Source organism: Microbacterium enclense, assembly GCF_004022425.1.
Taxonomy (GTDB): Bacteria; Actinomycetota; Actinomycetes; order Actinomycetales; family Microbacteriaceae; genus Microbacterium; species Microbacterium enclense_A.
Genome location: NZ_RBZY01000018.1, coordinates 1 through 20,259, shown reverse-complemented (window position 1 = coordinate 20,259; position 20,259 = coordinate 1). Strand labels below are relative to the sequence as shown.

The 20,259-nt window shown below is 70.2% G+C and carries 21 protein-coding genes and 1 pseudogene; 11 read left to right on the top strand and 11 right to left on the bottom strand.

From position 1 onward, the window contains the following. Window positions 1–2: 2 nt before the first annotated feature. From cydC to D8Y23_RS06445, 4 genes are read right to left on the bottom strand one after another with little or no spacing between them, the layout of a single operon-like run. Window positions 3–1,691, bottom strand: coding sequence for a thiol reductant ABC exporter subunit CydC (gene cydC, locus D8Y23_RS06460; protein ID WP_128217341.1), 1,689 nt, complete (start codon window positions 1,689–1,691; stop codon window positions 3–5). Then, window positions 1,688–3,295 carry a thiol reductant ABC exporter subunit CydD gene (gene cydD, locus D8Y23_RS06455; protein ID WP_128217378.1) on the bottom strand — a complete coding sequence of 536 codons (1,608 nt, stop codon included), beginning with the start codon at window positions 3,293–3,295 and terminating at the stop codon, window positions 1,688–1,690. Before cydD ends, cydC begins: the two co-directional genes overlap by 4 nt. A 14-nt stretch (window positions 3,296–3,309) precedes the next feature. Continuing rightward, window positions 3,310–4,341 carry a cytochrome d ubiquinol oxidase subunit II gene (gene cydB / locus D8Y23_RS06450; RefSeq protein WP_128217340.1) on the bottom strand — a complete coding sequence of 344 codons (1,032 nt, stop codon included), beginning with the start codon at window positions 4,339–4,341 and terminating at the stop codon, window positions 3,310–3,312. A gap of 10 nt (window positions 4,342–4,351) precedes the next feature. Continuing rightward, the gene (locus D8Y23_RS06445) at window positions 4,352–5,794 is read right to left on the bottom strand and encodes a cytochrome ubiquinol oxidase subunit I (RefSeq protein WP_128217339.1); all 1,443 of its coding nucleotides are present in this window, start codon (window positions 5,792–5,794) and stop codon (window positions 4,352–4,354) included. A gap of 132 nt (window positions 5,795–5,926) precedes the next feature. Here D8Y23_RS06445 and D8Y23_RS06440 point away from each other — a divergent pair, with 132 nt between their 5' ends. The 6 genes from D8Y23_RS06440 (at window position 5,927) to D8Y23_RS06415 (ending at window position 9,631) form a co-directional block, all read left to right on the top strand. Further along, window positions 5,927–6,478, top strand: a complete 552-nt coding sequence (locus D8Y23_RS06440; RefSeq protein WP_128217338.1) for a PadR family transcriptional regulator — start codon at window positions 5,927–5,929, stop codon at window positions 6,476–6,478. Window positions 6,479–6,571: 93 nt separating this feature from the next. Continuing rightward, the gene (locus tag D8Y23_RS06435) at window positions 6,572–6,814 is read left to right on the top strand and encodes a hypothetical protein (protein WP_128217337.1); all 243 of its coding nucleotides are present in this window, start codon (window positions 6,572–6,574) and stop codon (window positions 6,812–6,814) included. Between the two features lie 171 nt (window positions 6,815–6,985). Continuing rightward, entirely contained in the window at window positions 6,986–7,348 is a 363-nt protein-coding gene (locus D8Y23_RS06430) for a hypothetical protein (protein ID WP_240663816.1), read from the top strand. A 38-nt stretch (window positions 7,349–7,386) separates the two neighbouring features. Next, the gene (locus D8Y23_RS06425; RefSeq protein ID WP_128217336.1) at window positions 7,387–7,881 is read left to right on the top strand and encodes a bifunctional nuclease family protein; all 495 of its coding nucleotides are present in this window, start codon (window positions 7,387–7,389) and stop codon (window positions 7,879–7,881) included. Between the two features lie 79 nt (window positions 7,882–7,960). After that, the gene (gnd, locus tag D8Y23_RS06420) at window positions 7,961–9,019 is read left to right on the top strand and encodes a phosphogluconate dehydrogenase (NAD(+)-dependent, decarboxylating) (RefSeq protein WP_128217335.1); all 1,059 of its coding nucleotides are present in this window, start codon (window positions 7,961–7,963) and stop codon (window positions 9,017–9,019) included. Window positions 9,020–9,064: 45 nt separating this feature from the next. Beyond that, entirely contained in the window at window positions 9,065–9,631 is a 567-nt protein-coding gene (locus D8Y23_RS06415) for a ribonuclease H family protein (RefSeq protein WP_128217334.1), read from the top strand. A 352-nt stretch (window positions 9,632–9,983) separates the two neighbouring features. Here D8Y23_RS06415 and D8Y23_RS17300 read toward each other — a convergent pair. Beyond that, window positions 9,984–10,826, bottom strand: a pseudogene (locus D8Y23_RS17300) (DUF222 domain-containing protein); the annotation flags it as partial. A 224-nt stretch (window positions 10,827–11,050) separates the two neighbouring features. On the opposite strand from D8Y23_RS17300, the gene D8Y23_RS06405 reads away from it, so the two are divergent. Further along, the gene (locus tag D8Y23_RS06405) at window positions 11,051–11,575 is read left to right on the top strand and encodes a hypothetical protein (RefSeq protein ID WP_128217332.1); all 525 of its coding nucleotides are present in this window, start codon (window positions 11,051–11,053) and stop codon (window positions 11,573–11,575) included. Window positions 11,576–11,604: 29 nt separating this feature from the next. Here the strand turns inward: D8Y23_RS06405 and D8Y23_RS06400 are convergent, their stop codons facing one another. From D8Y23_RS06400 to D8Y23_RS06380, 5 genes are all read right to left on the bottom strand, one after another. Further along, window positions 11,605–12,333 (bottom strand): hypothetical protein, encoded by a 729-nt coding sequence (locus tag D8Y23_RS06400; protein ID WP_128217331.1) that lies wholly within the window; start codon window positions 12,331–12,333, stop codon window positions 11,605–11,607. Next, window positions 12,330–13,226, bottom strand: coding sequence for an ABC transporter ATP-binding protein (locus D8Y23_RS06395; RefSeq protein ID WP_128217330.1), 897 nt, complete (start codon window positions 13,224–13,226; stop codon window positions 12,330–12,332). The genes D8Y23_RS06400 and D8Y23_RS06395 overlap by 4 nt, the downstream gene beginning before the upstream one ends. Continuing rightward, a complete protein-coding gene (locus tag D8Y23_RS06390) occupies window positions 13,223–13,585 on the bottom strand; it encodes a GntR family transcriptional regulator (RefSeq protein WP_128217329.1) in 363 nt (120 codons plus the stop codon). Before D8Y23_RS06390 ends, D8Y23_RS06395 begins: the two co-directional genes overlap by 4 nt. 81 nt (window positions 13,586–13,666) lie before the next feature. Continuing rightward, window positions 13,667–14,338 (bottom strand): nucleoside/nucleotide kinase family protein, encoded by a 672-nt coding sequence (locus tag D8Y23_RS06385; RefSeq protein WP_128217328.1) that lies wholly within the window; start codon window positions 14,336–14,338, stop codon window positions 13,667–13,669. An 87-nt stretch (window positions 14,339–14,425) separates the two neighbouring features. After that, a complete protein-coding gene (locus D8Y23_RS06380) occupies window positions 14,426–14,707 on the bottom strand; it encodes a GlsB/YeaQ/YmgE family stress response membrane protein (RefSeq protein ID WP_128217327.1) in 282 nt (93 codons plus the stop codon). Between the two features lie 255 nt (window positions 14,708–14,962). On the opposite strand from D8Y23_RS06380, the gene yiaA reads away from it, so the two are divergent. Further along, complete coding sequence (yiaA, locus tag D8Y23_RS06375; RefSeq protein ID WP_205796912.1) at window positions 14,963–15,427, top strand: inner membrane protein YiaA; 465 nt, start codon at window positions 14,963–14,965, stop codon at window positions 15,425–15,427. Window positions 15,428–15,488: 61 nt separating this feature from the next. Here the strand turns inward: yiaA and D8Y23_RS06370 are convergent, their stop codons facing one another. Beyond that, complete coding sequence (locus D8Y23_RS06370) at window positions 15,489–16,523, bottom strand: LLM class flavin-dependent oxidoreductase (protein WP_128217326.1); 1,035 nt, start codon at window positions 16,521–16,523, stop codon at window positions 15,489–15,491. 87 nt (window positions 16,524–16,610) lie between these two features. Between D8Y23_RS06370 and D8Y23_RS06365 the strand changes: the two genes are divergently transcribed. The 3 genes from D8Y23_RS06365 to D8Y23_RS06355 form a co-directional block, all read left to right on the top strand. Then, window positions 16,611–17,360, top strand: a complete 750-nt coding sequence (locus D8Y23_RS06365) for a hypothetical protein (RefSeq protein ID WP_128217325.1) — start codon at window positions 16,611–16,613, stop codon at window positions 17,358–17,360. Window positions 17,361–17,404: 44 nt separating this feature from the next. Then, window positions 17,405–19,936 (top strand): DEAD/DEAH box helicase, encoded by a 2,532-nt coding sequence (locus D8Y23_RS06360; protein ID WP_128217324.1) that lies wholly within the window; start codon window positions 17,405–17,407, stop codon window positions 19,934–19,936. Window positions 19,937–20,055: 119 nt separating this feature from the next. Further along, window positions 20,056–20,259 (top strand): hypothetical protein (locus D8Y23_RS06355; protein ID WP_205796909.1); only part of this gene is annotated, 204 nt, incomplete at its 3' end.

The window sequence follows — 20,259 nt, the reverse complement described above, 5'->3', positions numbered from 1 at the left end:
TCTCAGCCCGCGACCACCCGCCCGCCCTCGAGCCGCACCGCACGGTCGACGAGGTCGTCGGGCACGTCGACGTGCGAGACCAGCACGACGGCGCGCCCTCGGTCGACGGCGCCGAGGAGGTCGCGGAGGAGGGCGTCGGATGCCGCGGGGTCGACGCCCGCGGTGGGTTCATCGAGCACGAGCACCGGGAAATCGCGCAGCAGTGCCCGGGCCAGGGCGAGGCGCTGCGCCTGACCACCCGAGACGAGCCCGCCGCGGTCGCCGACGGGCGCGTCGAGCCCACCCCGCTCGCGCACCCAGGCGTCGAGCCCGACGCGGGCGAGGACGGCGGTGAGGTCGTCGTCGGTAGCGTCGTCGCGCGCGAAAAGCAGGTTCTGACGGACCGACTCGTCGAACAGGTAAGGCGTCTGTTCCACCAGACCGATGGTGTGGCGGAGGTCGTCGCCCGCGAGCGTCCGCGCCTCGACGCCGCCGATCGTGAAGGACCCCTCGTAGTCGAGGAAGCGGACCAGCGCGTGCGCGAGCGTCGTCTTGCCCGCACCGCTCGGGCCCGTGACGAGGACGCGTTCGCCCGCCCCGACGCGCAGCGTCACGTCGTCGATCCGGCTCGTCTCGTCGAGGCCGGCCTCGGAACGCGCCGGCCAGTGGGCGCGAAGGTCGCGGAGCTCGAGCCCGTCCCCCAGGGCGGGGGCGATGCCCGTGGCGGCGGGTTCGGCGCCGGGGAGGCCGTCGGGGATCTCTGCGGGGACGGCGTCGGCGATGCGCTCGGCGGCGGCCCGGACCTGGCGCCAGGACGCGAGGGCCAGGGGCACCGGTCCGAACACTTCGAACACCGCCATCGGCAGCAGCACGACGACCGCGAGCCCCGGGCCCGACAGGGTGCCGCCCGTGACGGCGGGCGCGGCTACCGCGAGCGCGAACAGCGACGCGAACCCGGCGAGCACCGACACCGTTCCCGACGTGAGTCCTTGCGCCGCGCCACGGCGGACGACCGCGCGGCGCAGGGCCAGGTCGGCGTCGCGCACGCGCGCCTGCGCGGTGTCCAGGGCCCCGTACGCGGTGAGCACGTCCAGGTTGGTCATCAGGTCGTGCACGGCGTCGGCGACACCCGCCCGGAGCGGTGCGACCGCCCGCTCGGCGCGGGCACCCGCGGCCCACCCCACCGCGACCGCGACCGCGAACGCCGCGACGAGGCAGACCAGCAGCACGAGCGCGGCGGGCCACGACACGAACGCCGTGAACACGACGGCGGCGAGCGAGGTCAGCGCGGCGACCGACAGCGGCAGGACCACCCGGAGAGGGAGGTTCTGCAGCTCCTCGACGTCGTCGACCACGCTCGAGAGCAGCCCGCCACGGCGGGCCCGGCCGAGTCCGTCGGGTGCCAGCGGAACGAGGTCGCGCACGAGGTCGGCGCGGACCCCGGCGAGGCGTTCGAGCGCCGCGTCATGACCGGTGAGCCGCTCGAGGTAGCGGAACACCCCCCGCGACAGCGCGAACGCCCGCACCCCGACGACCGCGGCGGACAAATACATCACCAGGGGCTGTTCGGCAGCGCGGGCGATGAGCCACGCGCTCGCCGCAAGCAGGGCCACGGCACTCCCCGCGGTGCCGAACCCGGAGAGGATCGCCGGGGCGAACCGCCGCCGCGACGGCAGGGCGGAGGTCAGGATGCCGCGCACGCGCCTGTTCACGCGGGCACCCCCAGCTCGATCACGCGATCGGCGATCTCACGGGCCGACGGGCGGTGCGACACCAGCAGCACACCGGCGCCCGCGTCGGCCTCGGCGCGGAGGGTCCGCCACAGATGCGCTTCGGTCTCGGCATCCAGGGCGCTCGACGGCTCGTCGAGGACGAGGATGCGGGCCCCGGCGGTGCGGGAGCGGTAGAGGGCGCGCGCGACGGCGACGCGTTGCGCCTGTCCGCCCGACAGTCCCGCGCCTCCGGCGCCGAGCGGCGTGGCGGGGTCGAGCTCGGCGGCACCGGCGTCGGAGAGGGCGCGCGCGACCGCCGACGGGTCGGCGTCGGACCCGAGCGCGATGTTGTCCGCGATGGTTCCCGAGATGAGTCCCGGGCGCTGCCCGGCCCAGGCGACCGCGCCGCGAGCGTGTGTCACGGCGCGCCCGTCCAGGCGCACCTCGCCGTCGTGATCGGCGTAGCCGAGGACCGCGGCGACGACGCTCGACTTGCCCACCCCGCTCGGACCCGTGAGGAGCACGACGTCGCCCGGCCGCACCGACAGCGACACGCTCGGCATCCGGTGCGCGCCGCGGTCGACGCGGATCTCTCGCAGCTCGAGCGAGGCCCCGGCGACGGGGGCGGTGTCATCGGTCGTGGGCGCGGTGCGGGCGGCATCCAGCGCGTCGAAGATCTCCTCGGTCGCGGCGACCCCCTCCGAAGCCGCGTGGAACTGCACCCCCACCTGGCGCAGCGGCAGGTAGGCCTCGGGGGCGAGCAGCAGCACGAAGAGCCCGATCAGGAGGCTGAGGTCGCCGGCGAGGAGGCGGAAGCCGATCGTCACGGCGATGATGGCGACCGAGATGGATGCCAGGAACTCCAGCGCGAAGCCCGAGAGGAACGACACGCGCAGCACCGTCATCGTCTCGCGCTTGTAGTCCCGCGTGACCTTTTCGATCGTGTCGGCGGCACGGTGCTCGCGCCCGAACGCCTTGAGCGTGCCGAGCCCTTCGACGGTGTCGGCGAACCGGGCGGCCAGGCGCCCGAGCGTGCCGTACTGCCTCTTCTGCACGGTGCGGGTGGCGAGACCGATCAGCACCATGAACAGGGGGATGAGGGGGAGAGTCAGCACGACCGTGAGGCCGGAGAGAGGGTCGGCGAGCGCGATCGCCCCGATGAGGATCGGCGTCGTGATGACGGTGGCGACCAGCTGCGGGAGGTAGCGCCCGAAGTACGCGTCGAGGGCCTCGAGTCCGTGGCCGGCCGTGACCGACAGCGACGCGGCGTTCCGGCGGGCGAGCCAGCCCGGCCCGAGCGCGGCGACCGCGGCGACCAGACGCCCTCGCAGCTGCAGGGACGCCACTGCGGCGCCGCGGGCCGAGACCCGCTCGGACGCCGCGATGAGCAGTCCCCGGAGGACGACGAGGGATGCCGCTGCCCCGATGCACCCCCACAGTTCCGGAAGAGGCCGCCCGTCGATCGCGCCGACGAGCGCCGACGTCAGCGTCCAGGCGAACCCGACCACGACCCCCGTCTGGGCGAGGACGATCGCCGCGCTCACCGCGAAGAAACCGCGGGAGGCGGAGGCGTATCGCACCAGTCGGGGGTCGACCGGTCGCATCCGGGTCGTGTCGGTCAATGCGCCACCAGCGCGGCCTTCTCGATGCGGGCGCGCGTGACGCGCTTACGGAACACCCAGTACGTCCAGCCCTGGTAGGCGAGGACGAGCGGGAGGAAGATGAGCGCCGCCCAGCTCATGATCGTCAGGGTGTAGTCGGTGCTGGAGGCGTTCTCGATCGTGAGGCCTGATCCCGCCTCGAGGGTGGAGGGCATGACGTTGGGGAAGAGGGCGAAGAACAGCGCCGCCACGGCGGTGACGATCGTGATCGCTCCGAGCGTGAACGCAGTGCCCTCGCGGTCGCGGAGATTCGCCACCCACGAGCCGATCAGGGCGAGCGCCGCGATGCCGGACAGTGCGACCACGCCCAGGAGCAGCGGCGCCTGGTTGTTCGCGGCCTGGATGATCGTCCAGACCAGGAAGAGCGCGGCGGCGACGATCGTCGCCAGGCCCGATTTCTTCGCGAGCGAGCGGGCGTCGGTGCGCACCTGACCGTCCGTCTTCAGCGCGACGAAGTACACGCCGTGCGTGAAGAACAGCAGCAGGGTCACCAGACCCCCGAGAATGCCGTAGGGGTTGAGCAGCGTGAACAGCGTGCCCACGTACTCGTGGTCGGCATCCAGCGGCACGCCCTGCACGATGTTCGCGAACGCGACGCCCCAGAGGAACGCGGGGACCGCGGAACCGATGACGATCATGCGATCGAAGCCGCGCTTCCACTTCAGCGAGTCGCGCTGGTGGCGGTACTCGAACGAGACGCCGCGAGCGATGAGGGCCAGCAGGATCAGCAGGAGCGGCAGGTAGAACCCGCTGAACAGCGTGGCGTACCACTCGGGGAACGAAGCGAACAGCGCCGCCCCCGCCACGATCACCCACGTCTCGTTCAGGTCCCACACCGGCCCGATGGTGTTGATGATCTGGCGGCGGGCGATGTCGTCCTTGCCGAGGAACGGCAGCGACATGCCGACGCCGAAGTCGAACCCGTCGAGCACGAAGTAGCCGATGAAGAGGAATCCGACGATCCAGAACCAGAGGTATGCGAGGTCCATGACTGTGCTCCTAGTAGACGGTCGTCGGGGTGTTCTCGACGGTGTCCGGCTCGCGCGGCGCGTCCGGGTCGGGCAGCGGGTCCGGCCCCTTCTGGGCGTACTTCTTGATGAGTCCGAACTCGACCACGGCGAGGGTGGCGTAGATCGCGGTGAAGGCCACGAGCGAGATCAGCACACTCCACCCGGGGACGCTGGGCGAGACGCCGTCCTCGGTGAGCATCAGGCCGAACACGATCCAGGGCTGGCGGCCCATCTCGGTGAAGACCCAGCCGACGAGGCTGCCCAGCAGCGGCAGGGGCGCCGCCCAGATCGCCACGCGCCACATCCAGGGGGCGACGGCGCGCTTCGCGTTCTTGCGGGTGACCCAGAGCCCCACGACGCTGACCAGGGCAGCGAGGCCTCCGAGCGCGATCATCCAGCGGAACGCCCAGTAGGTGACCCACAGCACCGGGGCGAAGTTGCCGTCGACCTGGTCGGCGAACTGCGGGAACATCTCCTGGCTGTACATCATGTTGAGGTCGTTGATGCCTTCGACGCAGCCGTCGAGGGAATGCGTGGACAGGATGCTGAGCAGGAACGGCACGCGGATCGAGAACAGCTCGCTCGTGCCATCGGGGGTTCCGAGCGTGAAGATCGAGAACGAGGCATCCGCTCCGCACACGGTGTTGAAGGTCGCTTCGGCCGCCGCCATCTTCATCGGCTGGGTCGCCACCATCACGAGGCTCAGCTGATCGCCGGCGATGGCCACGAGCACGAACGACACCACGGTGGACCACAGGCCGAAGCGCAGGGGCGCGCGCATCAGTTCCACGTTGCGGCCGCGCGCCAGGTGCCAGGCGGACACGGCGACGACGACCATCGCGGCGAACATCCAGCCCGAGAAGATCGTGTGCGGGAAGGCGGCGAGCGCGACGGGGTTGGTGAGCATTCCCCAGAAGTCGACGAGTTCGGCGCGACTGCCGTCCGCGGCCATCTGGTAGCCGACGGGGTTCTGCATGAAGGCGTTCGCGGCGATGATGAAGTAGGCCGAGAACGTCGCTCCGAGGGTCGCCATCCAGATGCTCGCGAGGTGCGCGAGGCGGGGGAGTTTGTCCCACCCGAAGATCCACAGGCCGATGAAGGTGGCTTCGAGGAAGAAGGCGAGAAGCCCCTCGAACGCGAGCGGGGCCCCGAAGACGTCGCCGACGAAGCGAGAGTAGGCCGACCAGTTCATGCCGAACTGGAACTCCTGCACGATCCCGGTCACCACGCCCATGGCGAAGTTGATCAGGAAGATCTTGCCGAAGAAGCGGGTCAGGTGCAGCCACTTCACGTCGCCGGTGCGGTACCAGACGGTTTGGAAGATCGCCACGACGAGCGACATCCCCAGGGTCAGCGGCACGAAGAGGAAGTGGTACAGGGTGGTCAGCCCGAACTGCCACCGCGCGAGGATGAGGGGGTCGAGCCACTCCACGGATGTCTCCGATCAACGTTCTTCTCTGTGGTCTGACCACAGGTTACTCCCGCGTCAGGACGCGGAAATCCGGGTCATTCGGTGTCGAACGATATACTCGGAACAGCATTTCGCGGTGGGTCGGAGGTCCCTATGACGGTGCGCCACAGCCTGCTAGCGATCCTCGATCGCGGCGAATGCTACGGATCCCAGCTGCGTGCGGAGTACCTCAAGCGCACCGGTGTCGCGGTCAACGTCGGCCAGGTCTACACGACCCTCGAGCGCCTCGAGCGCGATGGCCTCGTCGAGCACCGCGGAACCGACGATGACGGCCGTGTCCTGTGGGGTGCGACCGTCGCCGGGAGCGCGGAGGCGCGAGAGTGGCTGGGCGCCGCCTCGATCGCCGAGCGTCGCGACGAGGTCGCTCTGCGGATCGCCCTCGCCCTCACCCTCCCCGGGGCCGACGTCGCCGGTATCGTCGCCGCGCAGCGCGCCGCGGTGCGTGCCGCCCTCGACGCCGGCGAGGCGGACGACGACACGCTGGACGCCGTGACCCGAGCGGTCGTCGCCGCCGCACGACGAACGCGCCTCGAGGCCGAACTGCGTTTCCTGGACGAGGTCGAACGCCTGGCGGGGGAGGCGACACCGTTCGACCTCTCCGACGACCGCCCGCGCCGGGGGAGGCCCGTCCGCAGCGCAGGCTGACCGCGTAACCTCAGCGGGCCGCCACGTCAACCCCGCAACGACATCGCTTCCTTCAGCGCACTCTGAGAGCACCCCTGGATACAAGGAGTTCTCATGGTCATGGACATTCCCGTCGATCGTCCGGGCCGCCAGCAGACCACCGAGATCCCCTGGACGCGCATCGACCTCGACCTGTACGAGGTTGCGCGCGACGGGCGCATCGTCGGGTACGTCGAGGTCGTGGGGGCCGTGTTCGTCGCTCTCGGTGGCTCCCGGTACGATCGGGCCGTCGAGGTGGCCCAACACCTGACGTTCCACGCCGCGGTCGATACCGTGCTGCGTCGCGCCGCCCGCTGATATCTGCGGCCGCTAGCACCGTTCCGAGGAGAGTCAACCCCCTCGGTGGCACGCCGACCCTGGCGCAGGGTCGAGTGACCATGGCCGCCGAACCCTTTCCCACCGGACCTCACCGTCCTGTGCGCATCGCGCACTTGCCCCCGCTCAGGCGGAAGAGGCGAGAATCGAAGGATGACCCGGCCCCTGGCAGCTCTCCCCGGCGCGGCGCGCCGACTGTGCCTGAGCCGCCGGAACGGGGAGATCTGCACGCGTGAGAACGGCCATCGCGGCCTGCACCATCGCCGCGGCGGTTCAATGCTGTGGAACGACCTGCAGGCCGATCCACCGGAATGCCGCGGCGCCGGGACGCCGGCCGAGGCGGCTCCCATGCTCGAGAACGGGTTCCCGGACGGTCGAGCGGTCTGCCCGGTCTGCTGGGCGTTCGTTCCGCTCGAGGACGACGGGACGCTGAGCCCGCACGACACGTGGCGCGGCGACCCGACGCGCGCCGAGGCCGATCAGCGCCGCGTGTGGTTCAACGCCTACGGCTGGTGACACGGGCGTCGCGATCGGCCGCGCCGTACGATGGCGTCATGGTCCCGGTTCGCGTGCTCGGCGTGGCCCTGGACTCCGCCCAGCAGCACGTGATCCTGCTCGCGCCGCTCGCCGATTCGAGCGGAACCGTCCTCCCCGTGTGGATCGGCCCGCAGGAAGCGATGTCGATCCTCGTGGCGACCGAGGGGGCCGTGACGCCCCGCCCGCTCTCGCACGATCTCATGGTGGTGATGTTGCGGGGGCTGTCGGCGTCCGTCGATCGGGTCGAGATCACGCGCCTCGTCGAGGGGACCTTCTACGCCGAGATCCACCTGAACACACCCACCGGTCCCTTCGCCATCGACGCGCGCCCCTCGGATGCCATCGCCCTCGCGGCCCGCACCGACGCGCCGATCGCGGTCGCCGAGGCCGTCCTCGCGGCGGCGGGCGTGCCGGAGGGCGCGGTGGAGTTCGACGCGCGCGGAGACGATGATCGCGTGGAGGAGTTCCGCAGGTTCCTCGACGACGTCGACCCCGACGACTTCCAGGGCTGACCCGGCCGTACCCGGCGGCGGCGCTCCTAGACTCGGAGGGGCCGCCCATCGCGGCGGATTCACGACGAACGGGGTACGGATGCAACTCGCCATGGTCGGACTCGGACGGATGGGCGCCAACATCGTCCGCAGACTCATGAAGGACGGCCACGACTGCGTCGTCTACGACGTGAACCAGGATGCCGTGGCAGCCCTCGTCGCTGAAGGGGCGACCGGTGCGTCCAGCATCGCCGACCTCGCATCCCAGCTCGAGAAGCCGCGCGCGGTGTGGCTCATGATCCCCGCCGGACTCACTGGCGCCGTGGTCGACCAGGTTGCGGAGGTGCTCGACGCCGGCGACATCATCATCGACGGCGGCAACTCCAACTACCGCGACGACGTTCGTCGGGCCGCGAAGCTCAACGACACCGGCATCCACTACGTCGACATCGGAACCAGCGGTGGCGTGTTCGGACTCGAGCGCGGCTACTGCCTCATGGTCGGCGGACACGACGAGGCCGTGGCTCACCTCGAGCCCGTGCTGCGCACGATCGCCCCCGGCCCCGGCGAGGTCGAGCGCACGCCCGGTCGCACCGGCGACTACACGCCCGAAGAGCGCGGCTACCTGCACTGCGGGCCGTCGGGTGCGGGGCACTTCGTGAAGATGGTCCACAACGGCATCGAGTACGGCATCATGGCCGCGCTCGCCGAGGGCCTCAACGTCCTCAACAACGCCGACGCGGGCCTGCGTCAGGGGGAGCACTCGGCCGAGGTCGCCCCGCTGGAGGAGCCGGAGTTCTACCAGTTCGACATCGACACCGCCAAGGTCTCCGAGCTGTGGCGGCGCGGGTCGGTCATCTCGTCGTGGCTCCTGGATCTCACTGCCGCCGCGCTCGCGCAGAACCCGACGCTCGACGGACTGGCGGGCCGCGTCTCGGACTCCGGCGAGGGACGTTGGACCGTGAAGGCCGCGGTCGACACCGGCGTTCCGGTACCCGTGCTGGCGTCGTCGCTGTTCGAGCGGTTCGCGTCGCGCGGCGAAGACCACTTCGCCAATCAGGTGCTGTCGGCCATGCGCCTGCAGTTCGGCGGGCACCAGGAGCTCCCCGCCGGAGACGTCCTCGAGGCCGGGGCGAAGAAGGCCGACAGCAACGCCTGAGTCACCGCGACGGTCGGAGGGTGCGCGGTCGGGGAGACTAGAGGGATGAGCGATCCCTCCGCGCCCGCGTCCTCCGACCGCTACGTCGTCGCCACCGACGGCGCGTGCAAGGGGAACCCGGGGCCCGCCGGCTGGGCCTGGGTCGGCGAGGACGGCCACTGGGCCGCGGGGTCGATCCCGGAGGGCACGAACAACATCGGCGAGCTCCTCGGCCTCCTGCACGCGATCACCGACCACGCCGACGTGCGCGAGCTCGTGGTGCAGGCGGATTCGAAGTACGCCATCGACACGTACTCGTCGTGGATGGACGGCCATCGCCGACGCGGGTGGGTCACCTCGGCCAAGAAGCCGGTCGCCAATCGTGGAATCCTCGAGGCCCTCATCGCCGCCCGGGACGCGCGCCGTGCGGCCGGCCTCCCCGACGTGGTGCTCGAGCACGTGCGGGGGCACAGCGGGCACGTTCTGAACTCCTGGGCCGATGAGCGCGCCGTGCGGGCGTCGCAGCACGCCGCGAAGGGCGAGGAGCTGATCTGGACATCGCTGCGCGGCCTCGACAGGCTCGAGGTCGCATCGGCCCCGCCGCGCTCGGCCGCGGACCGCAACGGGCGCTGAACCCGGGATCCGGCGAAGATCGACGATCAGAACGGCGGCGGATCCGGCTCGGGCACGAACGCGACGTACCGTTCCGGACGGTCGGTGACACTGCGCCCGAGGGGACTCGTCCATTCGAGGCTGCCGTCCGGCCGCTGTCGAGCGGTCCACGGTGTCTCGGTCTTGAGCGTGTGATGCCGGGTGCACAGACAAGCGAGGTTCGTGCGGGCGGTCCGCCCCGGGCGTGCTCCTCGCTGTGATCGATCTCGCAGGCACGCGCGGGTCGCCGGCACCCGGGGAACCGGCAGTGCACGTCGCGTGCCCGGACGAACCGCTGGATCGCGGGGGAAGGACGGTAGCGGTCGACCGCGAGCACCGTACCCGTGAGGGGGTGCGTGACGATCCGATCCCACGCCGGCGACCCGGCGAGGAGGCAGCGCGCGGTGTCGGCGTCGATCGGGCTCAGCCCGTCGATCGAGGCTCCGCGATCGCTCGCCCCGGCGGCGGTGAGAGCGGGGACGACGACCGAGACGTGCGCGCGAATCGCCCCGAGGCCGCCCGGGAGCGTCTCGATGGTGGGATCGACCGCGGGCTGCCCTGTGAGCACGAGGTCGCAGAGGAGATCCGCGCGCACCTTGTCGATGGTGCGGCGGTCGTCCACGGCATCCGGGTCGTCGCCCGTGCTCTCGGGCCGCGGGACCGCGCGGATCGCCCGCGCCTGCCGCGTGAGGCGGTCGTACATCGCGCGGATCTTCGCCGCTCCGTCGAGGACGCCGAGCCGTGCCATGCCGTCGACGTCGTCGTCGATCCAGACACGGCGCTGCTGCTCGGCGTGGGCGAACCGCTCGCTGATCGAAACCGGATGAAGCTCTTCGACGAGAGCGCGGGCGAACGCGCGAGTGCCCGCCACGGTGTCGGTCGCTGCGCGCTCGATCACGCGAGACTCGAATGCTCCCCGTGTGACCGGGTCGTCGAGCTCGACGCCCGCGTCGCGGATGACGGCGGCATGCCGCGCGCTGATCCGTCCATTGGCGAGCGCCTGCAGCGTCGACGGGAAGTCGTCGACGATCTGCAGCGCTTCGCCGAGGCGGCGCTGGACGGTGCGGTCGTTCCAGCGGAGCGCCACTCCGATCTCGGCCGCGATCGAGCGCAGCGCCATCTCGCGTTCCTGCACCTCCAGCGGGCGGTGCTGCGAGCGTCCGAGCGCGACCCGCATCGCCACCGCGAAGTGCACCATGCGGGTCGCCTCGAGTTCGGCCAGCGCCCGCTCGCCCTCGATGAGCGCGGCGACGGCGTCGGTGAGGACGGCATCCTCCCGATCGTCGAAGACGGGCGGTCGATCTGACATGCACACATGCTGCCACGAACCTCCGACATCGCGCCGGGACTATCCACAGGGCATCGCCTACCGTGGAGGCATCCCCGTCGAAAGGCCTGCCCATGAGTGAGACCGGACCGGAGTTCGCCTTCGTCGCGGCCGTCGCCGACGCACACGAGCGCGGGCTCGACGGCATCCGGATGGTCGCCAACTTCTACGCCACCGGTCACTGGCGGTGTCGCGTGACCGTGCCGGACCCCGGTGGGGATGACGAGCAGAACGCCCTCGTCGCCTACTCCAGCGCCGGCGGATGGGACCTCTTCGGCGACGGTCGAACCGACTGGACCGTGGATGCCATCGCCGACCGGCTCATCGATCTCGCGCGCTCTTTTCCCTCGGCATCCCGCGCCGATCCGGCGTACGTCGACTGGCTCGTCGAGCTCCGGCGTCGCACGGGCGGGGGTGCGTTCGTGATGTTCGAGGACGCCTTCACGCGCGAGCACATGTGGCGCCAGCGCGGTCTCGTCAAGCTGCTGTACGCGGATGCCGAGGCCGGCCGCCGTGACCGGGAACGCCCGGGCGCGGGCGCCGTCGATGAGAACGGCTGGACGCTCGACGGCACGATGCCGGCGCCGCCGCCGCGCTGAGGGCTGCGGCACCGGGGACGCGTCCGGGGTCAGCGCACCGTCGCGCGTCGCAGCAGCATGTACTGACCGAGGACCGCGAGGACGATGGCGATCCCTGCGGCCAGCGCGACCCACCAGGGCTGGAAGGCGGCCGCGAGCGGGATGAGGAGGATCGCGACGATCCCCAGCACCAGGACCAGTGCCGCAGCCAGGGCCGTCGGCCCGAGCGCCCCGAACCGCACCCAGGCGGCGGCGAACGCCCCTCCGACGGAAAGGACCATCAGCGTCGCGAGGAACGATGTCGCGGCGAGCTGGAAAGGGTCACCGGCGCCGAGGATCCAGACGTCCGTCATATAGATGTGGAAGAACCAGTGTCCCGTCGCCAACTCGATGCCCAGGAGGACGAGCAGCATCGCCGTGACATAGAGGGAGATCGCGACGTGAGTCAGGACCGTGCCGACCACGAACGTCCTGCGGGACGTTCCGAGGGACAGCGCGAGAGGGAAGGTCAACGAGACGGTCTGCACGCCGAGCCAGCCGAAGAATCCTGGGAGGGCCCAGAAGACAGCGGCGTTGCTTCTGCTGTTCTGGACCCATTCGCTGCTGCCGGGCACCGAGCCCATCCGAAAGAAGATGACGGCGAAGACGACGGTCAGCGCGAAGACGACGAGCATGATCAGGGGCGGAGTTCGCAGGAGCAGGCCGCGTTGCGAGAAGTGCAGACGGAGGACATCGAGCGGCGACGCGCCGCGGCGAGCGACGGCGGTGAGGGTGGTCATGCGCGCGTTCCTTCCAGGGACTCGGACTCGACGCCGTACGCGGCGACGAGGTCTTGCAGGGTGGCGGGGGTGAGCTGGACACCGGAGCGGGCGGCTTCGGTGCGGAGCTCGTCGTCGGCGGCCGTTTCGAGGACGACGGAGGTGAGGCCGCCGATCGTTCGCCGCTGCAGCACCGGGCGTTGCGCGGCGACATCCTCGACGGCGGCGGTCACGCCGCTGACCGTGACGGCACTGCCGCGCAGTTCGTCCGCAGCAGCGGTGCGGATCAGGTGCCCCCCGTCAACGATCACGACGTGCTCCAGCAGTGGCTCCATCTCGTCGATGAGATGCGTGGAGACGAGGATCGTGCGCGGATGATCCAGATAGTCCTGCATGAGGGTGTCGTAGAAGAATCGGCGGGCCGTGGCATCCAGCCCGAGATAGGGCTCGTCGAAGATCGTCAACGGAGCGCGGGAGGCGAGACCGAGCACGATCCCCAGCGACGACGCCTGGCCGCGGGAGAGCTTCTTGATCGCGGTCTTGCGGGGGAGGCGGAAGCCGTGGACCAGGTGTTCGGCGATGTCGGTGCTCCAACCGGCGTGGAACAGGGGAGCGACCTCGAGCACCTGCCGCAGCGTGAAGTCCTCGGGATAGCGCTGGTTGTCGCGGACGAAACTGATCGATGACATCGTCGGGGCATCCTCGAACGGGTCGACACCGAAGACCTCGACCGACCCCGTCGAGGGGCGGTCGTGGCCGGCGATGATCGACATGAGAGTCGTCTTTCCAGCGCCGTTGCGTCCGAGGAGCCCGGTGATCGCGTTCGTGGGGATGTCGAGAGTGAGGTCGTCGAGGGCCTGCGTGCGCCGGAAGCGCCGCGACACCTCCGACAGGCGGACGGCGGGCTGCGTCATGAGGATGCACCTTCCTGATCGATGATGCGGTGGATGTCGGTGAGATCGAGGCCGAGCGAGCGAGCCTCGGCGAGCAACGGTGCGACGAAACCGGCGCGGAACGCCGTCGAGCGTTCACCGAGGAGCCGCTGGCGGGCGCCCTCGCTGACGAACATGCCGAGTCCGCGCCGTTTGTGCAGGATGCCGCGGTCGACGAGGAGTCCGAGACCCTTGCCGACGGTGGCGGGGTTGATGCGGTGGAACGCCGCCAGTTCGTTCGTCGACGGCACCTGTGTGCCTTCGCGGTAGCTGCCGGCCAGTACCCCGTCGGCGATGGATTCCGCGATCTGGATGAAGATCGGCTTTCCGTCTTCGAGCATCGGACTCCTTGGGTTCGTTACTTGAGTAATGAACCTAGGAGGTGGAGCCGAGGATGTCAACTATCGGAGGCGCAATGCCTCTCAGGTGAGAACGCGACCCGTCTCCCCCGAAACCACGAGATCGGCCCGCCCGCGCGTGGCCTCGATCAGCGCCGCGTTGGCGCCGTCGACCTCGCGCGCCCACGCGGTCGCCGCCTCGGCGGTACGGCCGTGGTGCGTATGCCTTTCGACGAGCCGCGCCTCTCGAATGGCATCCGGTGTTTCGCAGAACCATGCCTCGTCGAGCGCGTCGCGCACGCGCGCCCAGGGTCCGTCGTCGACGAGCAGGTAGTTGCCCTCCACGACGACGACGCGTGCCTCCGGATCGATCGCGATCTCACCGGCGACACCCTCGTCGACCTCGCGCCGGAAGCTCGGCGCGAACACGGTGTGATCGGTCTCAGCGTGGACACGCTGCAGCAGAGCGAGGAAGCCCCACCCGTCGAACGTGTCGATCGCGCCCTTGCGATCTCGTCGGCCGAGCCGGTCGAGGGTGCGGTTCGCGAGGTGGAACCCGTCCATCGGCAGGGCCACCGCTTCGCCCGGGCGTTGAGCATTCAGCTCGGCGACGAGCGCCGCGGCCAGCGTCGTCTTGCCGCTGCCGGGGCTTCCCGCGATGCCGAGAAGAAAGCGGGACGACCCGGATGCCCTCCACCCGACACGGTCGGCGAGGGTGGAGACGGCGTCGGCTGGCGGCGAGTCGTGCGCGGGCATATGCCGAACGTAGCGCGCCCCGGAGACGACAGCGCCCCCGCGCCGCTGGCCGGAGCCGAGCGCCGCGGGGGCGTCGTGGGGTGCGTGTCAGCGCGTGCGGGCGCTGCGGCCGCGCGTCGCGAACACGTAGATGCCGAGCACGATGATCGCGCCGATGATCGAGCCGATGATGCCCGAGGGCTGGAGGAAGCCGCCCATGGGGTCGCTGCCGAAGATGAGGAAGCCGAGGAAGCCGCCGACGAACGAGCCGACGATTCCGAGCACGATGGTCATGAGGATGCTCATGCTCTGCTTGCCGGGGATGACGGCGCGTGCGATGAAGCCGGCGATGAGGCCGACGATGATGAGGCCGAGGATCGTCCAAAGCATGGTGTACTCCTTGTTGCTGCGGTGCCGGGTTGGCGCAGCGCCCCTGCTGGTGGGGCGCCTCCGAGACGTTATGCCTTTGCCGCGTCTTTCTGCGCGCCCTTGAGTCGAGCGTCCAGAACGGGTATGGAACGGACCGCCCACCCGGCCGGTGTCCGGCCCATGCACCCCCGTATGGCGCTCGCCGCATACGGGTAGCGCTACCTTCCTCGGAACGCATATGCCTCATCGCGAGGCCCGAGAGGAAGGTTGGACCCGATGATGGATCAGCAGACGCACCTCGAGATCGGACGGCCGACAGCGGCCTTCGTCGGGGCCTCGTGGGTGGCACTGGGGCTCGGAGCCTCGGTCTACTTCATCGGCCTGGCGAATGCCGAGATGCTTCTCGCGGAGAAGGGGTACTTCCTCACCGTCTTCCTCCTCGGCCTCTTCGCCGCCATCTCCGTCCAGAAGGCCGTCCGCGATCGCGCGGAGGACGTTCCCGTGACGGGGGCGTATCTCGGCGTCGCCTGGGCCATGCTGCTCGCCGCACTGACCCTCATGTCGATCGGCCTGTGGAACGCCGACCTGCTCCTGTCGGAGAAGGGGTTCTACGGCATCGGCTTCGCGATGAGTCTCTTCGCGGTGGTCGCGGTCCAGAAGAACGTCCGCGACCTCGCGGCTTTCCGCTCGATCCACCCTGATCCGGCTCCCCTCGAGCGGCCCGGTCTCCTCGGGGGCTGAGCGCCCGCACGAACGAGAGAACCCCGGATGCCTGGCATCCGGGGTTCTGTCGTTCGTGTGCTCAGACCGTCGCGAGTGTCGACTGCCAGCCCAGTGCCGGCGCCACGTGCGTGGCGAAGTTCTCAACGAGCCGGAGGTTGAACTCCACGCCCATCTGCGACGGGATCGTCAGCAGCAGCGTGTCGGCGCTCATGACGGCGGCGTCGTTCTGCAGCTGCTCCACGAGCACGTCGGGCTCGGCGGCGTAGGTCTTCCCGAAGGTCGAACGCATGCCGTCGATGACGCCGATCTGGTCGGAACCGGCGGAGCCGCTGAAGTACAGGTGGTCCTCTTCGCTCACGATCGGGAAGATGCTACGGCTGACCGACGTGCGCGGCTCGCCCGGGTGACCCGCGTCCTTCCACGCCGCGCGGAAGGCATCGAGCTGCCGCGCCTGCAGGATGTCGAACGGGGTGCCGTCGGCCTCGGTGAGCAGGGTCGACGACATGAGGTTGACCCCGATGCGTCCGGCCCACTCGGCGGTGCCGGTCGTGCCGGCTCCCCACCAGATCCGCTTCCGCAGACCGGGGGAGTGCGGCTCGATCCGCTGCATCCCGGTCCCCCCGCCGAACGGGCTCATCGAGTCGCGCTCGGCGAGACCCTCTCCATCGATCGCCCGGAGGAACAGGTCGAAGTGCTCACGGGCGATGTCGGCCCCGCGGGGATCCTCCGACCCCGTGTATCCGAACGCCTCGTAGCCGCGCACGACGGTCTCGGGTGACCCACGGCTCACGCCGAGGGCGAGCCGGTTGCCGCTGATGAGGTCGACGGATGCCGCCTCCTCGGCGAGCATGAGCGGGTTCTCGTACCGCATGTCGATGACGCCGGTACCGACCTCGATCCGCGAGGTGCGCGCCGCGATCGCCGCGAGCAGCGGCATGGGAGCCGCCTGCTGCCGGGCGAAGTGGTGCACGCGGAACGAGATGCCGTTCACGCCGAGGTCGTCCATGCCCTGGGCGAGGTCGATCGCCTGCAGCATCGAATCGCCGGCGGAGAGGTGATGGCCGCCGCCGAGGGGGCCGTAGTGCCCGAAGGAGAGGGTGCCGAAGGAGCGCATGACAGGTGCAACGCGGCATCCTGTGATCTATTCCCCCGAATGGAAGAAGCGGCCCCGCCTCATCGAGCCTGTGGGACGATTCAGGGCATGGATGCCGAGCTGCGGGGCGAGTTGGAGCGGCTGCGCGCGCGGGCCTACGGTCCGGAGGCCGATCTCGCCGACGATCCCGACGCCGCGGCGCGGCTGCAGCACCTCGAGGACATCGAGCGCCGCCACCGGGCGGACTCCGCGCAGATCCCCGTGGCGGAGGACCCGCTGCCGGTGCTCGAAGAGGTAGCGGCCGACGGCGACGAGAGCGAGTCGGAGGAGCCACCGGCGCGTCCCCCGGTCGTGCGTCGCCTCCGCACGCTGTGGCTCTGGGCCGCCTCGCTCGCCGCCGTGGCCGCGGTGACCAGCGCCGCCTCGATCGCGGCGACGACATTCGCCCCCGTCGCCCGCACCGCGGGTATCGCGCAGGTGGGCACCCTGCAGCCCGACCCCGCCGCCGAGACCGAGGCCGTCACCACGATGGGGTTCGATTCCACGGGAATCCTCGCGTTCGCCGATTACTACGGCCTGACCGCCTACGCCGGTTCCACCCAGATCGACTCCACCGGGAACACGGCCGAGTGCCTGCTCCTCGTCGATACCGCCGACGTGGCGGGGATGGGCGACGACAATTCGTTCCGGGGCGGCTTCCGCTACGGCGCCTGCGGTGCCGGAGCGTTCCCGGCGACGGTCGAGTTCGTCGTGACCCCGGAGCTTCCGGACGGCTTCCGGCAACGGTTCCCCGTGGGCAGCTCCGTCCAGTTCGTCCGCGACGGGGAACGGGTGGGGGTTTTCTCCGACGCGGAATGACCCGGTCGGCCGGGCTGCCGCTCAGCGGATGAGAGGGTGGAGCAGTGACTTCGCTCCTCGACCACGTGCCCGCAGGCAGCGACCCGGATGCCGCCTACCTCGGGTTCGTCGAGTGGGCGAGCGGCCGCGGGCTCACCCTTTACCCGGCCCAGGACGAGGCGATCATCGAGATCGTGTCGGGGGCGAACGTGATCCTGTCGACCCCGACCGGTACGGGCAAGTCGCTCGTCGCCGTCGCCGCGCACGCGGCATCCCTCTCCCGGGGCGGCCGCAGCTACTACACGGCCCCCATCAAAGCGCTGGTGAGTGAGAAGTTCTTCGCGCTCGTCGACATCTTCGGCGCCGAGAACGTCGGGATGGTCACGGGCGATTCGTCGGTGAACGCCGACGCCCCGATCATCTGCTGCACGGCCGAGATCCTTGCGAACCTCGCCCTCCGGCAGGGACCGGATGCGGCGGTCGACCAGGTCGTGATGGACGAGTTCCACTACTACGGCGAGTCCGACCGCGGCTGGGCGTGGCAGGTGCCGCTGCTGCTGCTCACGCGGGCGCAGTTCATCCTCATGTCGGCGACGCTCGGCGACGTCACCGAGATCGCGGACGACCTCTCGCGTCGGACGGGCCGCCCCACAGCGCGGGTCACCGGCGTCGAGCGACCCGTCCCGCTGCACTTCGAGTACGCCCGCACGCCCGTGCATGAGACCGTGCAGGAACTGCTCGACACCCGCCAGGCGCCGATCTACGTCGTGCACTTCTCGCAGGCCGCGGCGATGGAGCGCGCCCAGGCGCTGTCGTCGATCCGCATCATCGGGCGGGAGCAGCGCGACGAGATCGCCGAGGCGATCGGCGGCTTCCGCTTCACCACCGGGTTCGGCAAGACGCTGTCGCGGTATGTCCGCGCGGGGATCGGCGTGCACCACGCCGGCATGCTGCCGCGCTATCGGCGGCTCGTCGAGACGCTCGCGCAGCGCGGACTCCTGCGAGTGATCTGCGGCACCGACACGCTCGGCGTGGGGATCAACGTGCCGATCCGCACGGTCCTCATGACGGCCCTGACGAAGTACGACGGACAGCGCATGCGCCAACTCTCGGCACGCGAGTTCCACCAGATCGCCGGTCGCGCCGGCCGCGCCGGGTACGACACCGCGGGCACCGTCGTCGTCATGGCGCCCGACCACGAGATCGAGAACGCCGCGCAGATCCTCAAGGCCGGCGACGATCTCAAGAAGCAGAAGAAGATCGTGCGCAAGAAGGCGCCGCAGGGCTTCGTCAATTGGACGGAGCAGAGCTACGACCGTCTCGTCGCCGCCGAACCCGAACCGCTGCAGCCGCAGATGAAGCTCACCGCCGCGATGCTCATCAACGTGATCGCCCGCGGGGGCGACGTGTTCGGCAACGTCCGCTTGCTGGTGTTCGACAACCACGAATCCCGCGCCCGTCAGTACGAGCTGGCGCGCCGGGCGATCGCGATCTTCCGCACGCTGGTGCAGGCCGGAGTAGTCGAGGCGGGGGAGGGTGGCATCCGGCTGACCGTCGACCTGCAGCCGAACTTCGCCCTCAACCAGCCGCTGTCGCCGTTCGCGCTCGCCGCGATCGAGATGCTCGACCCCGAGGTCGAGCTCGGCAGAGGACCGGATGCCGCGCCCCCGGCGTCGTCGGTCGGCACCGGGCACTACGCGCTCGATGTCGTCAGCGTCATCGAGGCGACGCTCGACGACCCGCGCCCCGTGCTGTCCCAGCAGCAGTTCCGCGCCCGCGGCGAGGCCGTGGCCGCGATGAAGCGCGAGGGCATCGAGTACGACGAGCGCATGGAGCTGCTCGAGCAGATCACGTGGCCGAAGCCCCTCGACGAACTGCTCGCGCAGGCGTACGAGGTGTTCGCGTCGAGTCAGCCGTGGATCCGCGACTTCGAGCTGTCGCCGAAGTCGGTCGTGCGCGACATGTTCGAGCGCGCGTGTTCGTTCGGCGAGTACGTGTCGCTGTATCAGCTCGCCCGCAGCGAGGGGCTGGTTCTGCGCTATCTCAGCGACGCCTACCGGGCGATCCGGCAGACCGTGCCGGTCGACGCGCAGACCCCCGACCTCCTCGACCTCATCGCCTGGCTCGGCGAGCTCGTGCGCCAGGTGGACTCGAGCCTCGTTGACGAGTGGGAGCAGTTGATCAACCCGGCCGACGACCCCTCCGCGCCCGTGGTCCCGCCGGCGCCGCCGTCGATCCTGACGAATCACCGCGCGTTCGTCGTGCTCGTGCGCAACGAGATGTTCCGGCGCGTTCAACTGGCCGCGCTGCAGCGCGACGATGACCTCGTCGAACTGGACCCCGACGCCGATTGGCCGGCGGCTCTGGACTCCTACTTCGACGAACACGACACGATCGGCACGGGCGGGGCGTCGCGGTCGTCCGCGTACGTCGCCATCGACGAGTCTGCCGCGGCCGAGGGGCTCTGGCGTGTCGAGCAGACGATCGACGACCCTGCCGGCGACCACGATTGGCGCATCCGCGCCGAGGTCGACCTCGCCGCCTCCGAGGAGGAGGGGACCGCCGTGGTCCGCGTCACCGAGGTCCTGCGGCTCTGAACCCCTCCTCCTCGGCGGGGCGCGGGGTGAAGTTGTGCACGGTTCGGCATGTGCGCGGGGCAGACGGTCCCATGGGTGACGTACATTCGTCGGGTCCGCTGAACAGGAAGGGCCGCCCAGTGAATCTCACTACCGTGCAGGCGCTCGTCGCTCTTGCCGCGTTCTTCCTCACCTTCACAGTCGCCATCCTGGGCGGAGTGAGATGGATGCTCACCCGCTGGGAGCGGCGCACGGACGAGCGTTTCGATCGCGTGGATCGGCGGTTCGATCGGCTCGAAGCCCGCACCGATGAACGATTCGCAGAGGTCGATCGACGATTCGCA